The 21,437-nt window shown below is 41.5% G+C and carries 20 protein-coding genes and 1 riboswitch; all 20 genes read right to left on the minus strand.

Annotation, left to right across the window (positions count from 1 at the left end; genetic code table 11):
• Positions 1-61: 61 nt before the first annotated feature.
• The 20 genes from sufU to JSQ81_RS07035 all read right to left on the minus strand — a co-directional run bounded on the left by sufU (position 62) and on the right by JSQ81_RS07035 (position 21,308).
• Positions 62-502, minus strand: coding sequence for a Fe-S cluster assembly sulfur transfer protein SufU (gene sufU / locus JSQ81_RS06940; protein ID WP_212606943.1), 441 nt, complete (start codon positions 500-502; stop codon positions 62-64).
• Positions 492-1,721 carry a cysteine desulfurase gene (locus JSQ81_RS06945; RefSeq protein WP_212606944.1) on the minus strand — a complete coding sequence of 410 codons (1,230 nt, stop codon included), beginning with the start codon at positions 1,719-1,721 and terminating at the stop codon, positions 492-494. Before JSQ81_RS06945 ends, sufU begins: the two co-directional genes overlap by 11 nt.
• On the minus strand, positions 1,721-3,028 hold the full coding sequence (gene sufD / locus JSQ81_RS06950) for a Fe-S cluster assembly protein SufD (RefSeq protein ID WP_212606945.1): 1,308 nt from the start codon (positions 3,026-3,028) through the stop codon (positions 1,721-1,723). Before sufD ends, JSQ81_RS06945 begins: the two co-directional genes overlap by 1 nt.
• Before the next feature lie 18 nt (positions 3,029-3,046).
• Positions 3,047-3,826, minus strand: coding sequence for a Fe-S cluster assembly ATPase SufC (gene sufC, locus JSQ81_RS06955; RefSeq protein ID WP_212606946.1), 780 nt, complete (start codon positions 3,824-3,826; stop codon positions 3,047-3,049).
• A gap of 188 nt (positions 3,827-4,014) precedes the next feature.
• Positions 4,015-5,217, minus strand: a complete 1,203-nt coding sequence (locus tag JSQ81_RS06960; RefSeq protein ID WP_212606947.1) for a dicarboxylate/amino acid:cation symporter — start codon at positions 5,215-5,217, stop codon at positions 4,015-4,017.
• A gap of 263 nt (positions 5,218-5,480) precedes the next feature.
• On the minus strand, positions 5,481-6,515 hold the full coding sequence (locus tag JSQ81_RS06965; protein WP_212606948.1) for an ABC transporter ATP-binding protein: 1,035 nt from the start codon (positions 6,513-6,515) through the stop codon (positions 5,481-5,483).
• Complete coding sequence (locus JSQ81_RS06970; RefSeq protein ID WP_212606949.1) at positions 6,508-7,536, minus strand: ABC transporter ATP-binding protein; 1,029 nt, start codon at positions 7,534-7,536, stop codon at positions 6,508-6,510. The genes JSQ81_RS06965 and JSQ81_RS06970 overlap by 8 nt, the downstream gene beginning before the upstream one ends.
• Before the next feature lie 15 nt (positions 7,537-7,551).
• Entirely contained in the window at positions 7,552-8,475 is a 924-nt protein-coding gene (locus JSQ81_RS06975; protein WP_212606950.1) for an ABC transporter permease, read from the minus strand.
• Positions 8,475-9,410 carry an ABC transporter permease gene (locus tag JSQ81_RS06980; protein WP_212606951.1) on the minus strand — a complete coding sequence of 312 codons (936 nt, stop codon included), beginning with the start codon at positions 9,408-9,410 and terminating at the stop codon, positions 8,475-8,477. Before JSQ81_RS06980 ends, JSQ81_RS06975 begins: the two co-directional genes overlap by 1 nt.
• A gap of 118 nt (positions 9,411-9,528) precedes the next feature.
• On the minus strand, positions 9,529-11,175 hold the full coding sequence (locus tag JSQ81_RS06985; protein WP_212606952.1) for a peptide ABC transporter substrate-binding protein: 1,647 nt from the start codon (positions 11,173-11,175) through the stop codon (positions 9,529-9,531).
• Positions 11,176-11,383: 208 nt separating this feature from the next.
• Positions 11,384-12,226, minus strand: coding sequence for a MetQ/NlpA family ABC transporter substrate-binding protein (locus JSQ81_RS06990; RefSeq protein ID WP_212606953.1), 843 nt, complete (start codon positions 12,224-12,226; stop codon positions 11,384-11,386).
• 68 nt (positions 12,227-12,294) lie between these two features.
• Positions 12,295-12,963, minus strand: coding sequence for a methionine ABC transporter permease (locus JSQ81_RS06995; RefSeq protein ID WP_212606954.1), 669 nt, complete (start codon positions 12,961-12,963; stop codon positions 12,295-12,297).
• Positions 12,956-13,981, minus strand: coding sequence for a methionine ABC transporter ATP-binding protein (locus JSQ81_RS07000; RefSeq protein WP_212606955.1), 1,026 nt, complete (start codon positions 13,979-13,981; stop codon positions 12,956-12,958). The genes JSQ81_RS06995 and JSQ81_RS07000 overlap by 8 nt, the downstream gene beginning before the upstream one ends.
• An 83-nt stretch (positions 13,982-14,064) precedes the next feature.
• A riboswitch (SAM riboswitch) is annotated at positions 14,065-14,170 on the minus strand.
• Between the two features lie 56 nt (positions 14,171-14,226).
• Positions 14,227-14,526 (minus strand): thioredoxin family protein, encoded by a 300-nt coding sequence (locus tag JSQ81_RS07005; protein WP_212606956.1) that lies wholly within the window; start codon positions 14,524-14,526, stop codon positions 14,227-14,229.
• A gap of 13 nt (positions 14,527-14,539) precedes the next feature.
• On the minus strand, positions 14,540-14,881 hold the full coding sequence (locus JSQ81_RS07010; RefSeq protein ID WP_212606957.1) for a toprim domain-containing protein: 342 nt from the start codon (positions 14,879-14,881) through the stop codon (positions 14,540-14,542).
• A 78-nt stretch (positions 14,882-14,959) separates the two neighbouring features.
• Positions 14,960-15,340: a glycine cleavage system protein GcvH gene (gcvH, locus tag JSQ81_RS07015; protein ID WP_212606958.1), complete on the minus strand. Its 381-nt coding sequence runs from the start codon at positions 15,338-15,340 to the stop codon at positions 14,960-14,962.
• 77 nt (positions 15,341-15,417) lie between these two features.
• Positions 15,418-15,774 carry an arsenate reductase family protein gene (locus JSQ81_RS07020; RefSeq protein WP_212606959.1) on the minus strand — a complete coding sequence of 119 codons (357 nt, stop codon included), beginning with the start codon at positions 15,772-15,774 and terminating at the stop codon, positions 15,418-15,420.
• A gap of 84 nt (positions 15,775-15,858) precedes the next feature.
• On the minus strand, positions 15,859-17,646 hold the full coding sequence (locus JSQ81_RS07025; RefSeq protein WP_212606960.1) for an acyl-CoA dehydrogenase family protein: 1,788 nt from the start codon (positions 17,644-17,646) through the stop codon (positions 15,859-15,861).
• 72 nt (positions 17,647-17,718) lie between these two features.
• Positions 17,719-18,894, minus strand: a complete 1,176-nt coding sequence (locus JSQ81_RS07030) for an acetyl-CoA C-acetyltransferase (protein ID WP_212606961.1) — start codon at positions 18,892-18,894, stop codon at positions 17,719-17,721.
• A 29-nt stretch (positions 18,895-18,923) separates the two neighbouring features.
• Positions 18,924-21,308, minus strand: coding sequence for a 3-hydroxyacyl-CoA dehydrogenase/enoyl-CoA hydratase family protein (locus tag JSQ81_RS07035; RefSeq protein WP_212606962.1), 2,385 nt, complete (start codon positions 21,306-21,308; stop codon positions 18,924-18,926).
• Positions 21,309-21,437: the final 129 nt, after the last annotated feature.

Raw genomic sequence — 21,437 nt, forward strand, 5'->3', positions numbered from 1 at the left:
TATATTTCTACAGTACTCCTTAACAAATAGTGACTAAAATCTCACTACTTCAGGTTGTACTTCACTCGGAATCTTCTTTGCCGACGCCTTGTTCCATCGCTTTCCATGCAAGTGTTGCACACTTAATCCGGGCAGGGAATTTCGCTACACCAGAGAGCGCTTCAATATCCCCTAAATCGATGGAATTATCATATTCATTTCCTAGCATAATATTCGAAATTGTGTTTGCGAGAGATAAGGCATCTTCTACCGACTTCCCTTTAATCATCTGGGTCATCATGGATGCAGACGCCATGGAAATCGAACAACCCTCGCCTTCAAATTTTGCATTTTGAACCGTGCCATCCTCAACTTGCATCGTTAAATGGATCACGTCGCCACACGTCGGGTTGTTCATGTCGACGGTGACACTACTTTCTTCAATTACTCCTTTATTTCTCGGCGTTTTATAATGATCCATAATCACCGAGCGGTATAACTGATCGAGATTTCTAGTTGACATCGTTAAAATACTCCTTTGCGATGCGGAGTCCGTCCACGAGGCGATCAACGTCTTCTTCCGTATTGTAAATGTAGAAGCTGGCGCGCGCCGTGGCCGATACATCTAACCATTTCATAAGTGGCTGACAGCAATGGTGTCCAGCTCTCACGGCAATTCCGTGCATATCAAGCACAGTCGCAAGGTCGTGAGGGTGAACATCGTTAAGATTAAATGTGATTAGACTTGCACGTTTTTCTGGTTCAAGTGGTCCGTAAATCGTAACGCCTTCGACTTCAGACATTTTTTTCATTGCATATTCGGCAAGATGTTGTTCGTGTTTTTCGACATTATCCAAGCCGATTTCTTCGAGATAATCAATCGCCGCACCTAGACCAACAGCACCTGCAATAATTGGGGTGCCGCCTTCAAATTTCCATGGAAGCTCTTTCCACGTAGATTCGTATAGGCCAACAAAGTCAATCATCTCTCCGCCGAACTCGACGGGTTCCATCTTGTTTAGCAATTCTTTTTTACCGTACAATACGCCAATACCTGTAGGCCCGACCATTTTATGCCCGGAAAACGCATAAAAATCACAATCGAGTTGCCCGACATCAACCTTCATATGAGGAGCAGCTTGTGCCCCGTCTACAACCATGATTGCGCCATTTGCATGTGCAATTTCAGTGATTTCCTTAATTGGGTTTACTGTTCCAAGTACGTTTGACACATGCATGATGGATACGATTTTTGTACGCTCAGTGACCGTTTCACGTACTTTATCGAGTATAATTGTCCCATCTTCTTCAAGGTCGATAAACTTAAGAACAGCACCTTTTTCTTTTGCAAGTTGTTGCCAAGGAATAATATTCGAGTGATGTTCCATATGGGTAATGACAATTTCATCGCCTTCGCCAACATTAGCGCGACCGTAACTTTGTGCGACGATGTTTAATGATGTTGTCGTTCCGCGAGTGAAAATGATTTCTTCCCGTGACTTCGCATTGATGAAGTCGCGCACTTTGTCGCGCGCGCCTTCATATGCTTCCGTCGCCTGATTACCGAGCGTGTGCACGCCTCGGTGAACGTTAGAATTATCTTTTTCGTAATAATTACTCATCGCATCTATAACTTGCTGCGGCTTCTGGGAAGTTGCAGCACTATCAAGATAAACGAGCGGATGTCCATTTATCTCTTGTTGAAGTATTGGAAAATGTTTGCGGATGTCTTTGTTAAGCATTAGCGCACTTTCCTTTCAATAACCTCCGTCAACAGTTTCTTAACACCTTCGACCTTTAGTTCGGCAACGACTGGTGCGAGGAATCCGTGAATGATAAGGCGTTGTGCTTCTTCTTTTGATATTCCACGACTCATTAAATAAAACATTTCTAGCGGATCAACTTTACCTACGGATGCTGCGTGACCTGCTGTTACTTCGTCTTCAGCAATAAGTAAAATTGGGTTTGCATCTGCACGTGCACGGTCACTTAAGATAAGCATACGTGATTCTTGTTCAGCGTTCGATCCCGTTGCTCCTTTAGTGATTTTACCGATACCGTTAAAGATAGCAGTTGATTCGTCTTTTACGACAGCATGCTTCAAAATCATACCGTTAGAGTTTTTCCCCCAACTAATGATTTCCGTTGTGAAGTTTTGGCGTTGTTTTCCACGTCCAACAACAACTGTTTTCATGTCGCAATCTGAACCGTCTCCGATAAGATGAGTGATGTTTTCTGAAATCGTATCACAGTCATTCATTAGTCCGAGTGCCCAGTTAAGTTGGCTATCTCGACCTACGATACCACGACGGTTTACGTATGTTGTGAATCCTACTGGAAGCACATCTACTGCACCGTAAGTTACTTGTGCATTGTCACCCGTGAATACTTCAGATACAATGTTTGCTTTTCCTTTTGATTCTGACACTGTCGACATGTAGTTCTCGATATATGTCAGTGAACTATTTGCTTCAGCAACTACGATAACGTGGTTAAAGATCGAAACTTGCTCATCATCATGGTAAAACAATGCCTGAACTGGGTCTTCTATAACAACATTTTTCGGAACGTATACAAATACGCCGCCGTTCATATATGCCGCATTGAATGCAGTTAATTTATGTTCGTCGACTTTTACACCATCCGTCATGTAATACTTTTTCACAAGTTCACTATGTTCGCGTGTTGCTGTGAATATATCTGTTAAAATAACACCTTTTGCTTTTAAGTCTTCTGACAAGGAAACAAATGCAGGCGTATTATTATGTTGTACATAGACGTTATTCTCTTTTGCAGTGTCAAAAAGCGCACGTGCCTCTTCAGGAAGTTCATCTATTGCTGTATATACAGGACTTTCTGTCGCATGGATAGGAAAATCCGTAAAGTTCCATCGATTAATTCTTGTTTTATCTGGTGTTGGCATAGGAAGTTGTTCCAATTTCGCAAATGCATCTGCACGGAAATCTGTCATCCACGCGGCTTCATTCATTTTTTTTGAAAAGGAACGGATATCCTGTTCGGTCAATACCGATTTTGTTTCAACCGTCATTTTGAATAGTCCCCTCTCTTAAGCTTCTTGCTCTACAGTTTCTTCTTCAATACCAAGCTCTTCATGTAACCAGTCATATCCTTGTGCTTCTAGCTTGTGAGCTAAATCTGCACCACCGGATTGAACAACTTTTCCTTGAATCATAACGTGTACATGATCTGGCGTAATGTAGTCAAGTAGGCGTTGGTAGTGAGTAATGATTAGGCAACCAAAACCTTCACCGCGCATTTCGTTAATTCCTTTTGCTACTATTTTCAATGCGTCGATGTCTAGACCTGAGTCAATTTCATCAAGCACAGCGAATTTAGGTTGCAACATCATAAGCTGGAGAATTTCGTTACGCTTCTTCTCTCCACCTGAGAATCCTTCGTTCAAGTAGCGAGTTGCCATATCTTCGTCCATTTCAAGTGTTGCCATTTTCGCATCAAGATCGCGAATGAAGCCCATTAATGGAACTTCGTTACCTTCTCCACGCTTTGCGTTAATCGCCGAACGTAAGAAGTCAGCATTTGTAACGCCTGTAACTTCACTTGGATATTGCATTGCTAGGAAGAGACCTGCTTTTGCACGCTCATCAACTTCCATTTCAAGTACATCTTCACCATCAAGTGTGATTGTACCTGCAGTTACTTCATATCTTGGATGCCCCATAATCGCTTGCGCGAGAGTAGATTTTCCTGTACCATTTGGACCCATAATTGCGTGGATCTCGTTTGTATTAATCGTCAAATCGACGCCTTTCAATATTTTCTTGCCTTCTATTTCAACGTGAAGACCTTTAATTTCTAAAGTTGCCATTCCAATACCTCCAATATGTTAATTGTGAATGGATATCCATTCTTTATTTAGTATCATTCTAATCTTACCCCATTATTCATTGCCTTGCAAATCATTGAGAATTAACGGCTTTTAATAGATTGCCACTAATTCAAGACTTCTAGAGGGATATCATAAAACAACATTCGTTTTTCTCAATTAAACGATAATCACTGAGAATCTGACGTGGGAACATTGTCTTTCGTGAACTTGTCCACAATGACTGCGAGTGCGCCGTCGCCAGTAACGTTTGTTGCTGTTCCGAAACTATCTTGAGCCATGTACAATGCAATCATGAGCGCAACCATAGCTTCGCTGAAACCAAGCATCGAACTTAAAAGACCAACTGCCGCCATTACCGCGCCGCCTGGAACTCCCGGTGCTGCAATCATCGTGACACCAAGCATGAAGATGAAACCCAGGAAACTGGAAAATACAATAGGCATATCATTCATTAGCATGACACCAATCGCGCATGAGACTAGCGTGATTGTACTTCCTGAAAGATGAATCGTTGCGAAAAGCGGAATTGAAAAGTCTGTAACTCGTTCAGATGCGCCTGTTTTTCGCGCTTGTCTTAATGTTACTGGAATCGTTGCCGCAGATGATTGTGTACCTAATGCCGTGAAATAAGCCGGTGCCATTATTTTCATCAGTTTAAATGGATTGCGGCCTGAAAGTGATCCAGCAATCGTATATTGGATGGTCAACATGAGTAAATGGAGAACTATAATCATAATAAAAACGACAGCAAAGACAGATAAGACCTTTGCAACCTCTCCACTATACGTCATATTTAGAAATATTCCGAAAATATGGACTGGTAAAAGCGGGATAATGACAAATGAAATAACTCTTTCAATTAAATCATTGAATTCTTCAAAGACGGCTAGCATCGATTTGCTACTGATGGCTGCCATACCGATTCCGAATAAAAATGCGATCAACAGCGCTGACATAACACCCATTACCGGCGTCATTTCGAGTTCAAAAAAGGCTTCTGCTGGAACTCTTGTCCCCTCTTTAACTGTCGCGTCTGCAAAGTTTCCAATGAAGTTCGGCAATAATGTCGTTGCTGAAAAAAAGGCTAGAATCCCAGCAGCAATTGTCGATAAATAAGCAATTATTGTCGCGACACCTAAAAGTTTTCCGGATCCTTTTCCTAGCTTGGCAATACCAGGAGCAATGAAAGCAATAATAATTAATGGAACAACAAAATTAAGAAAACCGCCAAAAATCATATTAAATGTTGCAAAAAAGCTTACGAATAATTCCGCGAAACCTTCCCCAATCATCGGGACTAGTAATCCTAACCCTATTGCCAATGCAATTGCTATGACAATTCTCCATATAAGACCTATCTTAACTTTCAAATCTTTTTCCCCCTTAAAATGATAATTTTTTAACACTTAATCCTACGATAACATAACAAAAAGTGAAATGTTTATTTATTTCAAAGAAATTAATTGGAAAAGATGTGAAAAGACCAAAACGAGGCATCAAACGACTAAAGCGGCTGGACAAACGACCAAAGCGACACTTGAAACGACCATAGTCAAATAAAACAACAAAAACCCCGAATCCCAAAACTTCTCGGGGATCGAGGTTTTCGTTGCAAGCTGAAGACTATGTAGCATCAGTTAACAGGAATGCCCATTTCAGTCGGGGCTTTCGGTACATCGAACTGGTCGCTGTATTTTTCGTTATATATATGACAGGCCACCCAATGGTCTTGCTTCTGTTCTAACAATTCCGGCGTCACTTCACTACATATCCCTTTGGCAAATGGACACCTCGTTCTAAAACGACAACCGCTCGGAGGATCAATCGGACTCGGTATGTCTCCTTTGATAATCATTCTTTCTCGATTTCGTTCCAATATTGGATCCGAGATCGGTATCGCACTTAACAAGGCTTGCGTATAAGGATGCAATGGCTCTTCAAATAGTGCATCACTGGTTGTTACTTCAGCCATGCTACCCAAATACATCACGCCTACCCGGTCACTTATATGTTTGACCATCGATAAATCATGCGCAATAAACAAATAGGTTAAGCCACGTTCTACTTGCAACTTTTTCAGTAAATTGACAACTTGAGCCTGTATTGAAACATCCAATGCGGATATCGGTTCATCGGCCACAATAAATTGCGGATTTACCGCTAAAGCACGAGCAATCCCAATTCTTTGACGCTGACCGCCACTAAATTCATGCGGATACCTGTTGCCATGTTCACTATTTAGCCCGACAGTTTCAAGCAACTCGTTTACTTGAGCAGTTCGCTCAGCCTTATTTTTAACTAATCCATGAATATCGAGTCCTTCTGCAATTATATCCTTGACTGTCATTCTAGGATTCAGTGATGCATAAGGATCTTGAAAAATCATTTGCATGTTTCTATTAAACTTCTTCAATTCTTTCTTCGACTTTTTCGCATGCACGTTTTCGCCTTGAAAATGCACTTCACCGCCACTTGCCTCATATAGACGCATGATTGTACGGCCTGCGGTGGATTTTCCGCATCCTGACTCGCCTACTAAGCCGAATGTTTCACCTTTATAAATATCAAAAGTAATTCCATCGACTGCCTTCAAAATCTTATTTCGATCAACTTTAAAGTGTTTTTTCAAGTCTTTTATTTCAAGTAATTTTTCTCGTTTCTCAGACATGTTGCTTATGACCTCCTACAATAGCAGTTTCGGGCATTTCTACTTTAGGAGCACGTTCATCCAATAACCAGCACGCGGTCTTTTGCGTATCTGACAAAACCGTGTACTCGGGCATCGTGTTTTTGCACACTTTCATAGCGTAAGGACACCTAGTAACAAAAGGACAACCTTTGGGAGGATCCGCTAAGTCCGGTGGCGAGCCCGGGATTGCCAATAAATCTTCACCTTTACTATCTACTTTCGGCATTGAACCTAGCAGGCCCCAAGTGTATGGATGCTTTGGATTATAGAATATCTCATCGACGTTCCCTGTTTCTACAATCTTCCCCCCGTACATAACCGCGACTCGACTTGCGACGCTTGATACGACCCCTAAGTCATGGGTTATCAAAATGATTGCTGTGCCGGTCTTTTCCTGCAAATCACGCATTAGTTCCAAAATTTGCGCCTGGATTGTCACATCTAGTGCAGTTGTTGGTTCGTCTGCAATCAATATTTTAGGGTTACATGCCAATGCAATCGCGATCATTGCGCGTTGCCTCATTCCCCCGGAATATTGGTGAGGATATTGATTAATCCGAGTCTCTGAATTTGGAATCCCCACAAGCTTCAACAATTCAATCCCACGCGAATAGGCATCTTTCTTCGACATGTTTTGATGCTTGATAAGACTCTCAGAAATTTGGTTACCTATCGACATTGTTGGATTCAATGAAGTCATTGGATCCTGGAATATCATACTGATTTCTTTTCCGCGAATCTCTTGCATTTGTTTTTCCGATTTTAATGTTAAATCTTCATCATTGAAAAGGATTGTTCCACCATCGAATTTTCCCGGAGGCATATCGATTAAACGCATTATCGAATAGGCTGTAACACTTTTCCCTGATCCGGACTCGCCTACGATAGCCAACGTTTCCTTCTCTTCTAATTCAAAAGAAACACCGCGAACAGCTTTAACGTCTGCGCCGTATGTCTCAAACGACACTGAAAGATCATTTACTTTTAATATTTTTTTCATTTTGTGCGTACCTCCTTATTTGCCTTCTTTCGGATCCAATGCATCTCTCAATCCATCACCGATGACATTAAATGCGAGAATCGTCAAACAGATGAAGAATGCCGGGAAAAAGAGTTGGTATGGATAATACTCAAACCCAGATAATGCATCCGACGACATGGTTCCCCAACTCGCACGAGGTGCAGGTACACCTAAACCTAGATAACTTAGAAATGCTTCTGTAAATATTGCCGTAGGGATTGTTAAAGTCAACGTAACAAGTATTGGACCTAATGTATTGGGGATCAAATGCCGAAACATTAACCTAAAATTACTTGCTCCCAAGGATTTAGATGCCATTACATATTCTTCAGATTTTAGTTGCAGAACCTGTCCACGTACAATCCTTGCCATGCTAATCCACCCCGTTATGCTCATTGCAATGATCATCGTCCAAAGACCCGGAGGCATGACAACCATTAACAAAATAACGACCAATAAATAGGGCACGCCGTACAAGATATCTGCTATACGCATCATGTATTCATCTACTTTTCCGCCAAAGAAGCCGGATATTGCGCCCCAAATCACGCCAATGACTAAGTCAATGAGGGATGCCATTAAACCGATGAATAATGAAATTCTTGCACCATACCAGGTTCTTGCAAATATATCTCGACCAAGATTATCCGTTCCAAACCAATGTTCCGCCGACGGAGTCTTGTTCACATTCATTATATTGGTATCATTGTAGTTTTTACCTGAAATCGGTTCGCCAATCAAGGCCATAGTTGAAAGTAATATAATCATTATTACCCCGAAAACGGCTAACTTATTTTCACGGAAACGACGCCATGCATCTTTCCAATAAGACGTACTTTCACCAACAATTTTTTCAGACGCTTCTTGGTCTATTCCCAATGGTTCGAAATCTGATTTTTCAAGTTGCAAACGTGTCATTAACTATTAGCCCCCTTATTTGCCAGTTTTATCCGTGGATCAATCCACCCGTAAATAAGATCGACTATCAAAATGGATATGAGTAACAGAACACTAAAAAATACAGTAGTGCCCATAATAACGGTATAATCACGATTTGTTACACTTTCAACAAACTCTCGACCCAAACCTGGAATACCGAATATTTTTTCGATAATGAAACTACCGGTTAATATGCCGGCTACCAATGGTCCCATGTAGGATACGACCGGTAAAATTGCATTTCGAAGTCCATGTTTATAAATGACTACGCGTTCCGATAATCCTTTTGATTTTGCTGTTTTGATATAATCTGCGTTTAAGACCTCTAGCATACTAGACCGCATTAACCTGGCAATAAATGCAAGCGGTGTTGTCGCAAGGGCAAATGCCGGTAATATTGTATGAGCAAAAGACTCGAATCTAGCAGTTGGCAGCAAGGACAATTGCATTGCAAATATGTATTGCAGGATAGTCGCCATGACGAAACTCGGGACAGAAATTCCCATTATCGCGATCACCATGACGGTATAATCGCTCGTCTTATTATGTCTAATTGCAGCTATCGTTCCAAACAACACACCGAAAGCCAAGGCGATAAAAATGGCTTCTAGCCCTAGAACTAAAGAATAAGGAAAACTTCTTTTAATAATATCCGTAACTTGTTGTCCTTCATATTTAAATGAAGGGCCAAAATCAAATTTGGCAGCGCTGATCAAATAATCAAAGTACTGTTCATGTATCGGGTCATTTAATCCGTATGCTTCCAGCATTTGTCGTTCGATTGCTGGAGAAGTTTTTCGTTCGGATGTAAAAGGCCCACTCGGTGCTAATTTCATTAATCCAAATGTGATTGTGATAATAAACAATAAGGATATAAGAATATAACCGATCCGTTTAAGCAAATATCTAGCCAAGTGATAACACCTCCGTAATCCTGTGGATAAAGTACATATTCCTTCTTTTGAATGAAAAATAGGGGTGAAAACAAATCACCCCTATGAAACCTATAACGATCATGAGTGGTATTACGATTTACTCTTCTTCAATATAGCCCCATTTGTATTGAACGAGACCAAGTGGTGATACTTCAACATTTTTAACTTTTTCTTTATTCGTCCAGACGTTTGTATAGAAGTAAACTGGCGCTAATGGAAGTTCATCCATAAAGATATCTTCTGCTTTACGTAATAAGTCTTCACGTGCCTTAGCGTCTGTCTCAGTTCTTGATTCTTTCAACAAACCTTGATATTCTGCATTTTCCCAGTTTGTATAGTTGTTTCCACCTTTTGTTTCAAAAATTTCCAAGAAGTTGATGGCGTCGTTAAAATCGGCAAGCCAGCCCATACGTCCGACTTGGAAATCGCCTGCGCCCATGGAGTCAAGATAGACACCCCACTCTTCATTATGAAGTTCAACATTGATATCCAAATTCTTTTTCCACATATCTTGAACTGCTTGTGCAATAGATGCATGTGCTTCACTTGTGTTATAAGAAAGTTTAATCGTTGGCATCTCGCTTAACCCTAATTCTTCTAATCCTTTTTCCATCAGTTTTTTCGCTTCTTCGATGTCATTATCTTTAAAGTAACCTTCTGCATTTTCTTCAAATATCGAAGGCGGAACCAATGCCATTGCCGGCGCTTGCTCGGCTTGTGTAATATTGTCTACAATTCCTTGGCGATTCATCGCCATTGCGAATGCTTTACGAATATTGACGTTGTTAAATGGTTCTGCTTCTGTGTTAAACGCGTAGTAATAAACGCCCGCAAGCGGGGAAATGTTTAATACTTCGTCTTTTTTGTATGCAGGTATTGCTGCCAACGGAATTGAGTCTGTTGGAGAACCGAGCCAATCCAATTCGCCTCTGTCATACATTTGTTTCGCTGTATTTTCATCTTCAATCATAACCATCGTGATTGTTTCTAACTTAACTGTATCTGCATCCCAATATTCAGGATTTTTCTTTAAAACAATTTCATCTTTATGTTTCCAAGATTCCATAAGGAATGGACCATTTGTTACGTAGTTTTCGGATTGGTCCTGAGCCCAGTCAGGATTTGCTTCTACTACACTCGCATTGACAGGAAAGAACGTATAAAACGCTGTCAATTCAAGGAAATAAGCTGTTGCTTGTTCCAACTCTACAACCAATGTTTGATCATCCTCAGCTGTAACCGCCACATCATCTAAGGACCCGCCATTTTCTTTCGCATCTTGAGCACCTTTAATCATATATAATTGATATGCATAGTCCGTGTCCACGTTAGCTGGGTCAAGTACCCATTTCCAAGCGTATTCAAAGTCTTTTGCAGTAACAGCATCTCCGTTAGACCATTTTGCGCCTTCCCGGATTTTGAACGTGTATGTTAATCCGTCATCAGACATTTCGTGACTTTCTGCCATGGCCTCTTCTACTTTACCTTCTTGGTTTACACGCATTAAACCTTCAAACGTCTGGTTTAATACCGCCCCTGATGTAGTATCCGTCGCTAAAGATGGATTTAATGAAGGCGGTTCTGATTTGATGTTTACATTCAACGTTTGATCCGCCGCTAGCTTACCTGTCCCTTTATCACCCGTTTCCCCAGTTTTCCCGGCATTATCATCACCACAAGCTGCTAAAATCATACTCATCGTTAATGCCAAAATTAGTAGTATTGACCACTTTTTAAAACTCATATTCTATTCCCCCTCCAACTTTTATCCGATATGTTGAAAGCGCTCTCAACACACCTTGTAGCTAAGTATACTATTAATGATTGAATATTCCTACCCCGAATTAATAAAAGTCATAGAAAAATAAGAATAGTACTATTTTAATATATTAGATACAGAAAAGAAAAACGCTACCAGCCTTCACTGGTAGCGTTTCTTTTCTAGATTATTATTATTTTACCGGAACGACTGAACCTTCCCATTCTTCTAAAATGAAGTCTTGGATTTCTTCCGATTTCAGTGCTTCGATTAATGCTTTTATTTCAGCATTATCTTCATCGCCTTTGCGAACAGCAATCACATTCACGTATGGTGAATCCGATTCTTCTAGCGCGATTGAATCTTCAAGCGGATTGAGTCCTGCGTCAATGGCATAGTTTGAGTTAATCAGCACTGCATCGCCTTCATCATTGTTGTAAAGTTGCGGCAATAATGCGGCCTCATAGTCTGCTTCGAACTTGATGTTTTTTGGATTGTCGACAATATCTTTTACTTCTGCAGTCGTTTTCTCAACGTCCTCATCTAGCTTGATAAGCCCTTGCGCCTCAAGCATTGCAAGTACACGTCCATGATCGGCAATGGAATTACTCATCAAGATTGTTGCGCCTTCTGGAAGTTCGTTAAGAGACTTGTATTTTTTCGAATAGACACCGATTGGTTCAATATGAATTTCACCCGCATTCACGAAATCATAGCCATGATCTTTCATCGAAGATTCAAGGTATGGTATATGTTGGAAGTAGTTCGCGTCAATTTCACCAGAGTCCAAGTCTGTGTTCGGCAAGATGTAATCCGTGTATTGTTCAATGACGAGATCAATGCCTTCTTCTTTCAACAACGGCTTCACTTTTTCCAAAATAATTGCATGCGGTATATTCGAAGCACCGATAACTAATTCTTTTTGGGCGTTGTCGCCACTACTTGCATTGTCTTTGTTACCTTCATTTTTCGTGCCGCAAGCCACTAAAGTAAGTACTAGTACCGCTAATAAGATTGCTGATAATACTTTTTTCATTGTGTAAACTCCTCTTTTCTATGATGTATATATGGTTGACAGGCAAAGCCCGGTATTCCTTACTAACCTTATCTTTTATCAAACTTTCTAACAGCAAAATCTCCGATAAACTGGATGATGAACACGACGATTAAAATAAGAATGGTTGCCATTAGCGTAACGTCTTCACGGCTTCGTTGGAATCCATCCAAAAAGGCTAGCGTCCCAAGTCCCCCGGCCCCGATAACTCCCGCCATTGCCGTGTATCCGACGAGCGCGATGGCGGTAACGGTAATTCCAGAGATTAGGGCAGGCATGGATTCTGGCAATAAAACCTTAAATATAATCGTAGATGTTTTTGCGCCCATCGATTTTGCAGCTTCAATGACGCCTTTATCGATTTCCTGCAACGCAATTAAAACCATTCGACCATAAAATGGTGCAGCCCCTATAATTAATGCAGGTAAAGCTGCTTCAGGCCCGCGTATCGTCCCAAGAAGCAGTTTCGTAAACGGGATGAGTAGAATAATTAAAATGATAAACGGGATTGACCGGAATATATTGACGAATGCCCCCGAAATCGTATAAATCAGCTTATTCGACCATAATTGACCTGGTCCTGAAAGAAATAACAATACGCCTAACGCCAACCCAATGACAAATGTGAACACCGTTGACATCGCTGTCATATAAAGCGTTTCTAAAGTCGCACCCCACATCTTAGCCCAGTCAACATGCGGAAACAGGTTTTCAATCATTACCGACCACCTCCGTCCGGACATCTTGTTCATTCAGATAATGGATTGCTTCTTGAATAATCGATTCTTCTCCGACTAATTGAAGAATGAGCGTGCCGTATGCACCATCATGCATTTGGGCGATATTCCCTTGCACAATATTTACGTCAATCATGAATTTTCGGATCATGCTCGTAATAACCGGTTGTCCAGTTCGTTCACCTACAAAAACAAGTTTTATAAGCGTTCCTGATGGAAATTCTTTTTTAATATGTTCCATCGCCTCAATTGTTTCTGCTGGTTCCGTCACTTGCGATAAGAAACGTTTCGTAATCGGCTCCTGTGGCGATTGGAATACCTCAAGAACATTTCCCATTTCGACTACTTTACCTTCTTCCATCACTGCAACCCGGTGGCAAATCTTCCGGATGACATGCATTTCATGTGTAATGAGTACAATCGTCAGCCCAAGTCGCTCATTGATGTCAGTTAGGAGATCGAGAATTGAATCAGTCGTTTCTGGATCAAGTGCAGATGTCGCTTCATCACAAAGCAATACTTCAGGATCATTAGCAAGTGCACGTGCAATACCGACCCGTTGCTTTTGTCCACCCGATAATTCAGATGGGTATGCATTCTCCCGCCCTTTTAAGCCAACTAGCTCGATTAGTTCGGCAACTTTAAGGTCGCGTTCCACTTTAGAGATATTTGCGATTTCAAGTGGAAAAGCAATATTGTCTTTAACGGTTCTTGACCACAGCAGATTAAAGTGTTGGAAAATCATGCTTACTTTTTGCCTGGCTTTCCGTAATTGTTGTCCTTTAATGGATGAGATTTCTAAACCGCCAATTGTGATTGCGCCGCTTGTCGGCATCTCTAGTCCGTTTAAGAGTCGAATGAGGGTACTCTTTCCTGCACCGCTATAGCCGATAACACCGAAGATTTCCCCTTCGGCAATATCAAAGGTGACGCTGTCTACGGCGACTATACTATTTGAACCTTCACCGAAGACCTTGTTGACATCTTTTAAATGAATCATTTTTCTCCACCTCAATAAATAATAAAAAGCCTTGCTGCTAGATGCAGAAAGGCTTCAACGTTTGAAATAAGCGTTTGTCCAATCTCTCATCTTCCAAAGCGTAATGCTTTGTGTGATTTGGCACCAGTTCACAGATGTGATGGTTGCCGGGCTTCATAGGGCACTTCCCTCCGCCGCTCTTTATAAGAGTGATTTGATTATAAAATTACTATAAGAGTAAATTTATCATAAACGCCTTGGATATGTCAACTTATTTTCATTAGAAGATCAGGGACTGATTTAAACGCATAAATCTTTTCCTGAAGAACACCTTGTTTTGAAATAAGGAGACATGGCACACTTTCAATTTGATAGTCGATTGCCAAATCCTCGATATAATTCAAATCCGCTTTTCCAATCGGTATATTAGGCTTCATGACGGAAATTACATTCATCATTTTCGAAGCGACTGCGCAAGTTCCGCATATCGGCGTATATAAATAAAATACCGCAATATCCGATTCACTAGACTTTCTTTCCCATACTTCCCTTGTCCATATATCCATTGTATCTACCTTCTTATAATAAAAATTCAGCGTGAACTTCAAAATGGGCTGCCTGAAGAACTGTCGCCAATACGTTATAGGGTGTTGTTTCGACTTCTTTATATACTTTTTCTGTGTAAAGATGAATTGCCAACGGATACGCTCTTTTGAAAAGTGCCCGAGTTTTTTCACCATCTTCATCCGCATCCAAGAAAACATACATCTCATGTTGTTCGTAAGGATCCAACAATTCTTCTAAATGGTACGGACTTATCGTACCATGCGTACATATTATTTCAACAGGTTCAGCGAGTACTCGGCTAACTCTTATTCGATCTGATTTACCTTCTACAATAAGCACTTTTTCAAATTGCATAGTGAATTGACTCCTTTACCGATATTCATCTTTAGACAGAAAAAACGCCGAATAATTCTCGGCGTCCCATGTCGATTATTACTCGATTGTCATTTTGTCATAGTCTTCAGCTGACATAAGTGCATCCAACTCGGATACATTAGATGGTTCAACAACAATCATCCACGCTTGTTCGTATGGAGATTCGTTAACAAACTCTGGGCTATCTTCTAGCTCTTCGTTCACTTCAACTACTTTTCCGCTAATAGGCGCATATAACTCGGAAACTGTTTTAACTGATTCAACGCTACCGAAAGGCTCGTCCGCAGTTATTTCGTCGCCAACTTCAGGTAATTCAACGAAAACAATGTCGCCTAGTTCAGACTGCGCGAAGTGTGTGATTCCAATACGGTACTTACCGTCTTCATCTTTTACCCACTCATGTTCTTCTGAATACTTTAATTCCTTTGGTGTGTTCATAATCATAGCCTCCAAAATAGTTATTCTTTCAATCTAATATTGCCATAAGCTAGCCTTAAATACAAGGCGAGCAGGCATTATCTCCAGACTTTTTCAAACTCTTCTTCCTTGAATCCGACGGTTGTTTTTCCATCGCCATGAACAATCGGTCTTTTGATCAACATGCCGTTTGATGATAGCAATTTTATTTTTTCATCTTCGGACATTGTCGGTAGTTTGTCTTTTAAGTTAAGCTCTCGATATACTTTTCCGCTCGTATTGAAAAACTTTTTAATGTCCAGTTCAGATGCGAAAATGATTTTACGAAGTTCTTCCTCGCTCGGCGGGTTTTCCGCGATATTCACTTCTTCAAAGGGTACTTCATATACCTCTAGCGATTTCTTCGCTTTTCTGCATGTACTGCATTTAGGGTATCCGTAATAGGTCAGATTCATAACAACAACAGCTCCTTCGTTTACCCCATTGTAGCAAAAATTCACCCAGATACCAAAAAGGCATCTGGGCAACTGCTAAATAAATTAGACGATATATCTTTCTGCATCAATAAGTTTTTCTGAAGCTTCGCGTTTTTTCGCGATAATATTGTAAGGATTTGAACGGGTTAATTTGCGAAGCGCAGATAACATCATACGCTGGTTATCGCCTTCAACCGCTGCCAACAAGACTTCTTTGGCGTCTTTTTCAATTTCGGCAAAAGCTTCTTGACAGAATACTTCCGTGTAAAGGATTTTCTGTTGTTCTTTCTCTTCGCCGTTACGGGCAATTGCTTTTTCCGTACGAAGAAGTGCCGATTCCATGCCGAATACATTACTTGCAATATCAGCGATGTTGACAAGAATCTCTTGCTCTTGTTCAAGTTTAGTACCGAATCGCTGTGCTGCAAGACCGGCGACTAACAGTCCGATCTTTTTCGCGTTTTTCACAAGCATTTTCTCTTGTGCAAGTGCTTCGTCGCCGATTTCTTCTGGCATCATCATGAGAAGTTCTTCTTGAAGGCCTTGCGCTTTTTCAAGTAACGGCAATTCGCCTTTCAATGCTTTTCTCATGAAAGTGCCCGGAACAAGCAAGCGGTTGATTTCGTTGGTTCCTTCAAAGATTCGGTTAATACGGGAATCGCGGTAAATACGTTCGACTTCGTATTCTGCCATGAAACCATATCCTCCGTGAAGTTGAACGGCTTCATCAGCGACATAATCTAGTAGTTCTGAACCAACAATTTTGTTAATAGAACATTCAATTGCATACTCTGCGATTGAAGCTGCAATCGCTTTTCCATCTTTACGTTCCTCTGCAGTCATGGCACTATTTCGCTCTTCAAAATATCCGATCGTGCGGTAGACCAAACTTTCCGCCGCATAGGTACGAGATGCCATCGTAGCGAGCTTTTCTTTTGTTAAATTAAATGAAGAAATGGGCGTTTTAAACTGTTTACGACCGTTTGCATATTGAATCGCCAATTGAAGCGTGCGTTTTGAACCGCCGACTGTGCCCACTCCGAGTTTATAACGGCCGATATTCAAGATGTTAAACGCAATCACATGGCCGCGCCCAACTTCGCCCAATAAGTTTTCTACAGGCACTTCTGCATCTTGAAGAATTAACGTCCGCGTAGAAGATGATTTGATCCCCATTTTCTTTTCTTCTGCACCGACAGATACACCTGGGAAGTCTTTTTCAACGATGAAAGTTGAGAATTTGTCGCCATCAACTTTTGCATAAACAACGAAAACGTCGGCAAATCCAGCGTTCGTTATCCACTGTTTTTCACCGTTTAAAATGTAATGCGTCCCCGCGTCATTGAGTTTCGCATTTGCGCTAGCACCCAGTGCATCCGAACCTGAACCCGGTTCAGTTAGCGCGTAGGCCGAGATTTTATCGCCTGTAACCGAGTTTGGAAGGTACTTTTCCTTTTGTTCTTCCGTGCCAAATAATACGATTGGTAACGTTCCGATGCCGACATGCGCGCCATGCGTGATTGAGAAACCGCCCGCACGTGACATTTTTTCAGAAATTAACGCTGATGAAATGGCGTCTAAACCGAGTCCGCCGTATTCTTCTGGAACATCAGCCCCGAGAAGGCCCAAATCACCTGCTTTTTTCAATAAACGTACAGAGTGCTCAAATTCATGGTTTTCTAAATTATCGATGACAGGCACAACTTCATTTAATACATAATCTTCAGTTGTTTTCGCAATCATTTTCTGCTCTTCTGTAAAATCCTCGGGGGTGAAGACACGATCTGCTTCGATGTCTTCGATAAGGAATGCTCCACCTTTAATTAAGTTTGCCGTTGTTGATTTAGTCATTGTTTGTTCCTCCTTTTAATTAAAACTAAATATCATACTTACTATCTATAGCTATTGAAGTTTCGGTTTTTCTTACAATAATTCGAATACCCCCGCGGCACCCATTCCGCCTCCGATGCACATTGTCACGACTCCAAATTGCTTGTTTTGACTTTTTAGTTCATCCAACATACGAATGGTTAAGATCGAACCCGTTGCACCGAGTGGATGACCGAGCGCAATGGCTCCACCGTTCACATTTACTTTATCTATATCAAGACCGAGATGACGGATAACTTGAAGCGATTGAGATGCGAACGCTTCGTTTAGTTCCCATAAATCGATGTCTTCGATGGATAACCCGGCAATTTCAAGCGCCTTCGGAACCGCTACAATTGGGCCGATTCCCATTACTTCTGGTGGAACGCCGCCAACTGCGAATGAACGGAACTTAGCGATTGGTTTCAATCCTTCCGCTTCTGCAACTTCACGGTCCATGATCAAAACTGCACCTGCGCCGTCTGAGGTTTGTGATGAGTTACCTGCAGTTACTGAACCGGTTACTGAAAATGCAGGGCGTAATCGCGCAAGTACTTCAGTCGTTGTACCGTGACGAACGCCTTCATCCATTTCAAACATGAATTTCTTTTCAGCCGGTTTCCCATTGCCATCAACGTAGCGCTGAACAACTTCTACTGGAACAACCCCATCATTAAACTTGCCTGCAGCGATCGCCGCTGCTGCTCTTTCATGAGAACGTACGGCAAATGCATCTTGATCTTCACGGCTAACGCCGTATTTTGTTGCGACTTGCTCTGCGGTATGGCCCATTCCCATATAATATTGGGGCGCTGTTTCTGCTAATTTTACATTCGGACGCACGACATTTCCCATCATTGGAACCATGCTCATCGATTCTGCCCCGCCTGCAAGGATTGCTTTTGAAGATCCAAGCATGATTCGTTCTGCTCCGTAGGCAATTGTTTGCAAGCCGGATGAACAAAATCGGTTTATGGTAATCGCAGGTGTTGTATCTGGAAGTGCTGCAAGTGCACCTATATTGCGCGCCATATTCATTCCTTGTTCCGCTTCGGGCATTGCGCAACCAATAATCAAATCATCTATCGGGCCGTCGTATCCGCCCGCGCGTTTTAATGTTTCTTTTACTGCAATCGCTCCTAGATCATCCGGACGAACGGTTGCAAGCGAACCTCTTTTCGCTCTTCCGACCGGCGTTCGTGCACCGGCTACAATTACTGCTTCACGCATTATTTCTTCCTCCTCTATGTTTGGTGCCATTAATTGCGTAGTGGTTTTCCTTTAATCAGCATATGTTGCATACGCTGCTGTGATTTTGGTTCAGCTACAAGACTTAAGAAAGCTTCACGTTCAAGGTCAAGCAAATATTGCTCATCCACAAGCGTTCCAAATGGCACTTTGCCGCCCGCTAGAACGAACGCTAGTTTCTTCGCGATTTTCAGATCATGTTCGCTAATGTATCCCGACAAGAACATCGCCTCAGCGCCGAGAAGTAATGTCGCATAACCTGACTCGCCTGTTACAGGAATTTTTTCACGTTTCGGTGCTTTGTATCCGTTTTCAAATAATGAAAGCGCGACTTGTTTCGCATCGTGTAATTGATGGTCTGCATTGACACTAATTCCATCCGCGAAGTTCAAGAAATTGTTATCCCGTGCTTCATCTGCAGAAGTTGAAACTTTAGCCATCGCAATCGTTTCAAATACTTTATTGGCAATGTTTTGATAGTCTACTTCAACGCCGTTTGGCAATCCTTTTAGGTGTTTTGAATACAAACCGACGTTTCCACCACCACCAGGAATCAGACCTACGCCTGGTTCAACTAGCCCCATATACGTTTCAGTCGTCGCTTGAATATGTGCAGCCGGAAGACAAACTTCCGCGCCTCCGCCAAGCGTCATCCCAAATGGTGCTGCGACGACCGGCTTCGTCGAATATTTGATTTTCATCATCGCATTTTGAAACGTTCGGACTACAAAATCCAATTCAAAAATATTGTCATCTTGCGCTTCCATTAGGATAAGCCCAAGGTTTGCGCCAACACAGAAGTTTCTTCCCTGGTTGCCTATCACAAGCCCCTTATAATTCTTTTCTACTTCATCGACTGCGAAGTTGATCATTTGCATAATATCTAATCCAATCGCATTCGATTGCGAATGAAATTCAAGTAAAGCGATGCCATCGCCGAGATCTATTAAACTAGCGCCTGTATTCTTCTTAATGACTCCGTGTTTTTTCTTATAACGTTTCAAGTCAATCACTTTTTCATTAACAGGAACTGGCTTATAACCTTCTCCGTCGAAGAAATACAGTTCGCCGTCTTCTTCTTTATAGAAAGATTCATAGTTTTGATCTAATAAACGTTGAACGAAAGCAGGAACTTCTGCACCATCTTCTTTCATTTTTTGGGCAGATTTAGAAACCCCGATTGCATCCCATATTTCAAATGGTCCTTGTTGCCAACCAAAGCCCCATTTCATCGCGTTATCAATCGCGACGATATCATCCGCGATTTCACCGTGCAGTTCCGCGGAATAGCGAAGCGTCGGCGCCATGATGTTCCATAGGATTTCACCCGTCCGGTCTTTTGCGTAGACGAGTGTCTTCACGCGATTTGCAAGGCCTTTTTGTTGTTTCGCCATTTCAATTGAAGGCGTTTTCAATTTCTTCGCTTTACTGTATTCGAAAGTTTCAGGATCAAGTTCCTGAATTTCTCTATCTTTCTTCACATAGAATCCTTGTTTTGTTTTCGCACCGAGCCAGCCGTTTTCGATCATTTTCTTCATAAACGCCGGCAATTCGAATACTTTTTGTTCTTCACCTTCTGTTTGGTCGTAGACGTTTTTGGCGACATGCATAAATGTGTCCAGACCGACTACGTCTAATGTTCGGAAAGTTGCTGATTTCGGACGTCCTATTAAAGTGCCTGTTACGGAATCGACTTCTCCGATTGAAAACCCGCGCTCTTCCATTTCTCGAAGCGTTACTAATAACCCGTATGTGCCAATTCGGTTCGCAATAAAGTTCGGCGTATCTTTGGCAATAACAACGCCTTTACCTAATGTATTTTCACCAAACTGAACCATGAAATCTACCACTTCCGGAGCTGTCGAGCTTGCCGGAATCACTTCTAGTAGTTTTAAATAACGCGGCGGATTAAAGAAATGCGTTCCTAAGAAATGTTTCTGGAAATCCTCTGAACGTCCATCCTTCATCGCTTCGATACTAATGCCCGATGTATTTGAAGAAATAATCGTGCCAGGCTTACGCACAGCATCCACTTTTTCGTATAGTTCTTTTTTAATTTCTAGATTCTCGACAATTACTTCAACAATCCAGTCAACATCTTTCAATTGATCAAGATCATCTTCTAGATTTCCCGCTTTTATAAGTGATAAGTTGTTTTTCGTCGTTAACGGAGCTGGTTTTTGTTTGAGTAGTTTTTGCAAAGCGCTCTTCGCAACTTTGTTTCGGACCTGACTATCTTCTAGAGTAAGCCCCTTCGCTGTCTCTTCGTCTGTCAATTCTTTCGGGACGATATCCAATAAAAGTACAGGGATACCGATGTTAGCGAGATGGGCTGCGATACCAGAACCCATCACACCTGAACCTAAAACTGCTGCTTTTTTAATTTGATAAGCCACGTGCAATGCCTCCCTTTATTTTCTTGAATGAACACTCATTCATTATTTGGGCAAAAAAAATAGAAACGATTTCTATAACTTTTATTATAGAGCATTAGTTAATTTTTCGCAATATTTTATTCTGCAATT

Source organism: Sporosarcina sp. Marseille-Q4063, assembly GCF_018309085.1.
Lineage (GTDB): Bacteria > Bacillota > Bacilli > Bacillales_A > Planococcaceae > Sporosarcina.